We start from the raw sequence: 4461 nt of genomic DNA, 5'->3' as shown, positions 1-4461 counted from the left end.
TCGAGTCCGCCGCCCTGCGCGGCCCCGCCGGCCGGCCGGAGCCGCTTCCTGTGCCACGGGGACCTGCACCTCGGCCAGCTCGTCCGGCACCCCGCCCCGGACGGCCCGTGGCTGCTCATCGACGTGGACGACACCGGCTACGGCGACCCCGCGTGGGACCTCGCCCGGCCGGCCGCCTGGTACGCGGCCGGGCTGCTGCCCCCGGACATCTGGCTGCGGTTCCTGGACGCCTACCGGAGCGGCGGCGGCCCCGCCGTGCCGGGGGAGGGCGACCCCTGGCCCGCCCTGGACGTGCCCGCCCGCGCGCTGACCGTGCAGACCGCCGCCCTCGCCTGGGCGAAGTCGGCGGCGGAGGGACGCGCTCCGGATGAGGTGGAACAGGTCATGATCGACGCCTGTGCCCGAATTGCCTCGCTCCCGCCCGAGTTGGCGGGCGAATCCACGTCGTAGGGTGAACCGACCGCCGCCGGGCCTGTCTTCCGGCGGCGAACCGACGGCGAGGAGTGAGCCCGCACATGCAGTGTCCCAAGTGCCACGCACAGATGCACACGTACAACCGCAACGGCATCCAGATCGAGCAGTGCAGCGGCTGCCGGGGGATATTCCTGGACTACGGCGAGCTGGAGACGCTGACCCGCATCGAGGCCCAGTGGGCGCAGCAGGCCCCGCCGCCCGCCCCGCCGCAGGCCTACCCCGCCGCCGCCCCCGCGCCGGCCTGGGGCGCCCCGCACCACGGTGGCCACCACGGGCACTACCGGCAGAAGAGCTTCGGCCGCATGCTCTTCTCCTCCTGAGCGCGCCCGGCGGGCCCCGGCTCCCGAGCCGGTGGCCCGCCCCGCCCGCCCCGAGCACGACGAAGCCCCGGTCGCCGAGACGACCGGGGCTTCGTGACAGTGCGCGATACTGGGATTGAACCAGTGACCTCTTCCGTGTCAGGGAAGCGCTCTCCCGCTGAGCTAATCGCGCAGGTGACCCTGCGTGTACTGCGTGCGCGATACTGGGATTGAACCAGTGACCTCTTCCGTGTCAGGGAAGCGCTCTCCCGCTGAGCTAATCGCGCGGGTGATCCATACGGACCAGCGGTCCTCGCGGACCAGTGGACGATACTGGGATTGAACCAGTGACCTCTTCCGTGTCAGGGAAGCGCTCTCCCGCTGAGCTAATCGTCCTTGGAGGTGGAGACGGGATTTGAACCCGTGTAGACGGCTTTGCAGGCCGTTGCCTCGCCTCTCGGCCACTCCACCAGGGGCGAGGAGTCCGGGAGGATCCCCCACCTTCTGCGAGCGGACGACCAGGTTCGAACTGGCGACCTCAACCTTGGCAAGGTTGCGCTCTACCAACTGAGCTACGTCCGCTTGTCATTCCCGGTCCGCTTGCGCGTCCCGGCGACGTGTTGAACTCTAGCGGATTCCGGGGCCAGTACAAAAACGCGTTTGCGCAGCGTGCTGAGGTGCGCCCGCCCCGGCGCGGGTCACCGCACGCCGTCCTACACTCGCGGACGTGCACGACCTCGCTCCCATGGCCCGCTTCGGCGGCCTCGTCGCCTCCGGTCTGCGGGACGTGACGACCGATCCCGCGGCCCTCGACTCGTCCGGCTTCTGGGCCGTCTGCGCGGGTTTCGAAGGCTCTCTGCTCTGTGCCCGCTTCGACACCGTGCGTCCCGCCGCCGTGCCCGCCCCGGTCCCCGGCGCCTGGCGCGGCCCGGCCGCCGGCGACTGGACCTCCTCGCTCGACCGGGCCGCGTACACCGAGGGCGTGCGCCGCATCCGTACGTACATCGCGGCCGGCGAGGTCTACCAGGCGAACCTCTGCCGGGTGCTCGGCGCCCCGCTGCCCGGCCCGGGCCGCGCGGACGTGGACGCCCTCACCGCACTGCTGGCGCGCGGCAACCCCGCCCCGTATGCAGGAACGATTCGGCTGCCCGCGCACGGCGTCGAGATCGCCTCCGCCTCCCCGGAACTCTTCCTGCGCCGGGACGGCCGCACCCTCGAGTCCGGCCCGATCAAGGGCACCGGACGCACCGAGGACGACCTGCTGGAGAAGGACTACGCCGAGAACGTGATGATCGTCGACCTGGTCCGCAACGACCTGGGCCGGGTCTGCGCCACCGGATCGGTCACCGTCCCCGACCTGTGCGCCGTCGAGAAGCACCCCGGCCTCGTCCACCTCGTCTCCACCGTGCGCGGCCGGCTCGCCGACGGCGCGGGCTGGGCGGACATCCTGGCCGCCGCCTTCCCGCCCGGCTCGGTCACCGGCGCCCCCAAGTCCAGCGCGCTGCGGATCATCGGCGAGCTGGAGACCGCCCCGCGCGGCCCGTACTGCGGCGGCATCGGCTGGGTGGACGCCGACCGGTCCACCGCCTCGCTCGCCGTGGGCATCCGGACCTTCTGGACCGACCGCACCGGACCCGCCCCCGTACTGCGCTTCGGCACCGGGGCGGGCATCACCTGGGGCTCCGACCCGGAACGCGAGTGGGCGGAGACCGAACTGAAGGCGTCCCGGCTGCTGGCCCTCGCCTCGACCCCATGAAGCCGTAAAAGCGGGTGACGGACCCCCGAACGGGGGATAGAAACCTACTGATGACGACGACACTGCGGCCGACCGGGCCGATCCAGTCAGGCGCCGACGGCGCACAGCGACGCGCGTACGACATCTGCGACAACGGCCGCCCCGTCGGCTTCATCGCGCTCGCCGTCGAAGCGGGGGCGGGCGGCTCGTCCGGCCTGATCACGGAACTGCGCGTCGACGAGACGGTCCGGCGGCGCGGCCGGGGCACCATCGCCGCGCTGGCCGCCGAGGAGATCCTGCGCGGCTGGGGCTGCGCCCTCGTGTGCACGGAGGTGCGCGCGGACGACCCCGTGGGCCTGCGGATGGCCACCGCCCTCGGCTACACCGAACGCAGCCGCAACATGCTCAAGACGCTGCCCGCCGAACCCCCGGCCCTGCCGGACGGCCTCGTCGCCCGCCCGATGACCCCTGCCGAGTTCGCCGGCTGGTCGGAGAAGGCGATCGACATGTACGCGGGAAGCCTGGTGAGCCGGGGCATCCCGCGCGAGGTGGCCCACGACGCGGCCCGCGCCTCCCACGCCCGCCACCTCCCGGACGGCCTCGCCACCAGGGGGGCCCGGCTCGACCTGCTCTTCCGCGCGGACGGCGGCGAACCGGTCGGTGACATCTGGGAGTCGCCCTTCGAGATGCACCCCGGCCTGCTGATCGGCTACGTCTTCAACGTGGAGGTGTCACCGGAGCAGCGGGGGAGGGGCTACGGACGGGCCCTGATGCTCCAGGCCGAGCGGATCGCCCTGGCCGCCGGCGAGACGCGGATCGGGCTGCACGTCATCACGTCCAACACCCCGGCGCTCCGGCTGTACGAGTCCCTCGGCTACGAGCCGACCCAGTACAACTTCACCAAGGAGCTGTAACCCCCGCCGCCCCGCCGGACCTACCCGGCCAGCAGCCGGTCGGCGATCTCCTCGACGCGCTCGCGCAGCCCCTCCTGGCTCTTGCCGCCGTCCAGCCGCTCCCCGCCGATCACGTACGTCGGCGTACCGGTCACGCCGATCGCCCTGCCCTCGGCCTGGTCCGCGTCCACGATCAGCAGGTGGCGGCCGTCGATCAGCGCGGTGTCGAACTCCTCGGCGTCCAGCCCCAGCTCACCGGCCACCTCGACCAGCAGCTTCTCGCCGTGCTTCGCGAGATCGCCGGTGCGGGCGAGGACCGCCTCGACGTACGGCCATCCGCCGCCCTGCGCGATCGCCTCCTCGGCGGCCTGCGCGGCGGCGTACGCGTGCTTGTGCTTCTCCAGCGGGAAGTGCCGCAGCCGCACCTCGATCCGGTCCCCGTACCGGGCGCGCAGGGCGTTCACATCGGCGAGGGCGTGGTGGCAGTCGGGGCACTGGAGCTCGCACCAGACGTCGAGGACGACCGGTGCCGAGGAGGAGGAATCGCTCATGGGCCCAGTCTCGCAGGACGGACGGCCCCGCTTCCTCCCCGCCCCGTCTCCTCCCGCGGCGGCGCCCGTACGGGACCTGGGGAGGAGCCCGGCCCCTGAGATCTCCCTGATACGGGCCGGAGGCATGGCCGCCCGGCCGGTGCGCGGTGCAGGATGGAAGGGACGTATCCCCCTGCGCCAGGAGGCACCGATGCTTGCCGAGACCATCTGTTCCGCGGCGTCCGCGGCGGGCCTGGGCATCGCGGCCGTCACCGCCTACCGCAGGCGGTTCCTCGCGGCGACCAGGATCGCGGCCTACGCGCTGGTGCCGATCGGGCTGGTGCTGACCGGGGCCGTGGCGTGGATGGCGGACATCGGCTCCAAGCTGAGCGTCTGGGTGGGCTTCGGCCTGCTCGGCGTGGCCTGGCTGCTCTTCGTCATCACGCGCGCGATCGAGCGCCGGGGCGCCGGCAGCCGCAAGGAGCGCAGGGCCGCCGCCCGGGCCGCGCGCGGCGAGGCCGTGGCCCCGG

The 4461-nt window shown here is 72.9% G+C and carries 6 protein-coding genes and 5 tRNA genes; 5 read left to right on the top strand and 6 right to left on the bottom strand.

From position 1 onward, the window contains the following. A partial coding sequence (locus MHW47_RS32480; RefSeq protein WP_239227434.1) for a phosphotransferase family protein occupies positions 1-450 on the top strand: 450 nt, incomplete at its 5' end. Positions 451-515: 65 nt separating this feature from the next. Then, positions 516-794, top strand: a complete 279-nt coding sequence (locus MHW47_RS32475; protein WP_239227433.1) for a zf-TFIIB domain-containing protein — start codon at positions 516-518, stop codon at positions 792-794. Between the two features lie 100 nt (positions 795-894). Here the strand turns inward: MHW47_RS32475 and MHW47_RS32470 are convergent. From MHW47_RS32470 to MHW47_RS32450, 5 genes are all read right to left on the bottom strand, one after another. Next, a tRNA-Val gene (locus tag MHW47_RS32470) sits at positions 895-966 on the bottom strand. A 22-nt stretch (positions 967-988) separates the two neighbouring features. Then, positions 989-1060, bottom strand: a tRNA-Val gene (locus tag MHW47_RS32465). A gap of 37 nt (positions 1061-1097) precedes the next feature. Continuing rightward, positions 1098-1169 (bottom strand) — tRNA-Val (locus MHW47_RS32460). A 1-nt stretch (position 1170) separates the two neighbouring features. Then, positions 1171-1244, bottom strand: a tRNA-Cys gene (locus tag MHW47_RS32455). 38 nt (positions 1245-1282) lie between these two features. Beyond that, a tRNA-Gly gene (locus MHW47_RS32450) sits at positions 1283-1355 on the bottom strand. 163 nt (positions 1356-1518) lie between these two features. Between MHW47_RS32450 and MHW47_RS32445 the strand changes: the two genes are divergently transcribed. Then, complete coding sequence (locus tag MHW47_RS32445) at positions 1519-2529, top strand: chorismate-binding protein (protein ID WP_239227435.1); 1011 nt, start codon at positions 1519-1521, stop codon at positions 2527-2529. A gap of 50 nt (positions 2530-2579) precedes the next feature. Further along, positions 2580-3422 carry a GNAT family N-acetyltransferase gene (locus tag MHW47_RS32440; RefSeq protein WP_239227432.1) on the top strand — a complete coding sequence of 281 codons (843 nt, stop codon included), beginning with the start codon at positions 2580-2582 and terminating at the stop codon, positions 3420-3422. Positions 3423-3442: 20 nt separating this feature from the next. Here MHW47_RS32440 and MHW47_RS32435 read toward each other — a convergent pair whose 3' ends face one another. Beyond that, positions 3443-3952, bottom strand: coding sequence for a DsbA family protein (locus MHW47_RS32435; protein WP_239227431.1), 510 nt, complete (start codon positions 3950-3952; stop codon positions 3443-3445). A 190-nt stretch (positions 3953-4142) separates the two neighbouring features. Here MHW47_RS32435 and MHW47_RS32430 point away from each other — a divergent pair. Then, positions 4143-4461: hypothetical protein (locus MHW47_RS32430; protein ID WP_239227430.1), on the top strand; the 319-nt coding region annotated here is incomplete at its 3' end.

It is taken from the genome of Streptomyces sp. OfavH-34-F, assembly GCF_022347745.1.
In the GTDB taxonomy this organism is placed as follows: Bacteria; Actinomycetota; Actinomycetes; order Streptomycetales; family Streptomycetaceae; genus Streptomyces.
Note: the sequence above shows the minus strand (reverse complement) of the source record. Positions and strands in the feature narration are given on the sequence as shown.

Excerpts from the sequence above, each read along its gene's own strand:
- MHW47_RS32475 (WP_239227433.1), top strand. The coding sequence starts at position 516 with ATGCAGTGTCCCAAGTGCCACGCACAGATGCACACGTACAACCGCAAC.
- MHW47_RS32445 (WP_239227435.1), top strand. The coding sequence starts at position 1,519 with ATGGCCCGCTTCGGCGGCCTCGTCGCCTCCGGTCTGCGGGACGTGACG.
- MHW47_RS32440 (WP_239227432.1), top strand. The coding sequence starts at position 2,580 with ATGACGACGACACTGCGGCCGACCGGGCCGATCCAGTCAGGCGCCGAC.
- MHW47_RS32435 (WP_239227431.1), bottom strand. The coding sequence starts at position 3,952 with ATGAGCGATTCCTCCTCCTCGGCACCGGTCGTCCTCGACGTCTGGTGC.